This is a genomic window from Porphyromonas sp. CAG:1061 (assembly GCF_000435035.1).
GTDB classification, from domain to species: Bacteria; Bacteroidota; Bacteroidia; order Bacteroidales; family Porphyromonadaceae; genus Porphyromonas_A; species Porphyromonas_A somerae.
The window spans coordinates 1-1,573 of record NZ_HF988803.1 but is presented as its reverse complement, the minus strand read 5'-3'; the positions used below and the strand labels follow the sequence as shown (position 1 = coordinate 1,573).

At 48.2% G+C, this 1,573-nt stretch carries 1 protein-coding gene; it reads left to right on the top strand.

Features of this window, described 5'->3' with window-relative positions; all coding sequences use genetic code 11:
* The first annotated feature begins 191 nt into the window (after positions 1-191).
* A complete protein-coding gene (locus tag QVO39_RS00030) occupies positions 192-1,364 on the top strand; it encodes an MFS transporter (RefSeq protein ID WP_021902483.1) in 1,173 nt (390 codons plus the stop codon).
* Positions 1,365-1,573: the final 209 nt, after the last annotated feature.

Here is a 1,573-nt window from a genome sequence, read left to right as displayed (position 1 = left end):
CTATTTAACACGGACCTCTGCCGAGGTCCTTTTCCCGTAGACGCTCTAATGAATTCCACATGGTAAGACCTTCCTAATGATAACCCCTGTGATAGCTCTTAACTTATCTATTAATTTTTCTTGCTCGTTTTCTTTTCTATACCAATCTAAATGGGTATCTTTAGAGGTGTAAACCTTTAAATATTTACTATATGGTACAAGAAAAGAAATCTGTAGGTGCTTTCCCTTGGGTCTTGATGATCTTGATGTCGTCGGTTACCTTTGTGGGAATTCTGTCGGAGCTACTCCCTTCTGGAGTGTTGCAGCAGATTATGGGCGATTTGGGAATTAATGAGGTGGAGGGTGGCCGAATGGTGGGCTGGTATGCCTTGGCGTCGGCTATCTTCGGTATTCCGCTTATATCTGCCACGGTGGGCTTTAATCGCAAGAATTTACTATTACTTTTGCTGGTGGGCTTCGCAGTATGCAATATACTCTCTGGGATTATTCAGAACTACTACGTTATATTAGGCCTTCGTTTCCTCGGCGGAATCTGTGCCGGTGTGATGTGGCCGATGATTGCAGCCTTTGGGATGCGACTGGTGGAGCCAGGGCACCAAGGTAAGGCTGTGGCGATCATTATGGCGGGTAATACGCTAGGAATTAGCCTAGGGATGCCATTGATGACTGCTATTGGCGACCGCTTTGGCTGGCGTATTGAGTTTATCGTCTTGGGGTCATTGGTAGCTTTGATTGCTCTGCTATCGCTTGTGATGCTACCTTCGACGCCTGGTGAGAAGCTCACCTCGAGCACTTCGCCTTTTGCGATGCTGAAGAATAAGTCTATCTTGCTCATTATCCTTCTCACGCTACTTGGAGTTTGTGGGCATTATGGGGTCTACACCTATATTACCCAGTTGGTAGCCGAGATCGGTATTAGTGGTGGGGTAGAGGTGGCCTTGCTGGTCTTTGGAATTGGGTCGCTCATCTCTATCGTGATTGCGACGAAGTATATTGATCATTACCTGAGGGAGCTGACGGTGCTGATGTTTGCGTTCCTGGCCGTGGCGATGTTGCTCTTTTACTTCTTTAAGGGGACGGTTGGTATTTCGCACCTTGCCTTCTTCATGTGGGGGCTTTCCTTTGGTCCACTTGTGACGCTTTTCCAGGCGGCTGTGGGCAATCAGGTGGAGCATGGTAAGGATGTGGCGATGTCAGTGCAGTCTTGTATGTTTAATCTCTCGATTATGATTACTACAGCTATTGCTGGTACGCTATTGCTCAGCTATGGGGCGTTGAGTTTGCTCTGGTACGCTGTGATTATGGCGGTACCTGGGATACTCATCTCTTTCTTTGCAAAGCACACTCTGCGACCTATCGGATAAGCCTTAGGCTTTAACTAACAAAAAAGCTACCTTCAACAGCTGAGGGTAGCTTTTTTCATTGCTCTTTATTGAACTCTTCCCAGTCCAAATTGTCCGACCTCCCACAAAGGGAGGTCGTAGAGGTGGGTGGAAGATTGCCGTATTCCCCTGGTCGTTCGGGCTACGCCCTCCGACCAGGGGCTAGGATCCGTCCGACCGCAAGCGGTCGT

Bases quoted from the DNA above. Each gene is read 5' to 3' on its own strand.
- QVO39_RS00030 (WP_021902483.1), top strand. From the start codon at position 192: ATGGTACAAGAAAAGAAATCTGTAGGTGCTTTCCCTTGGGTCTTGATG.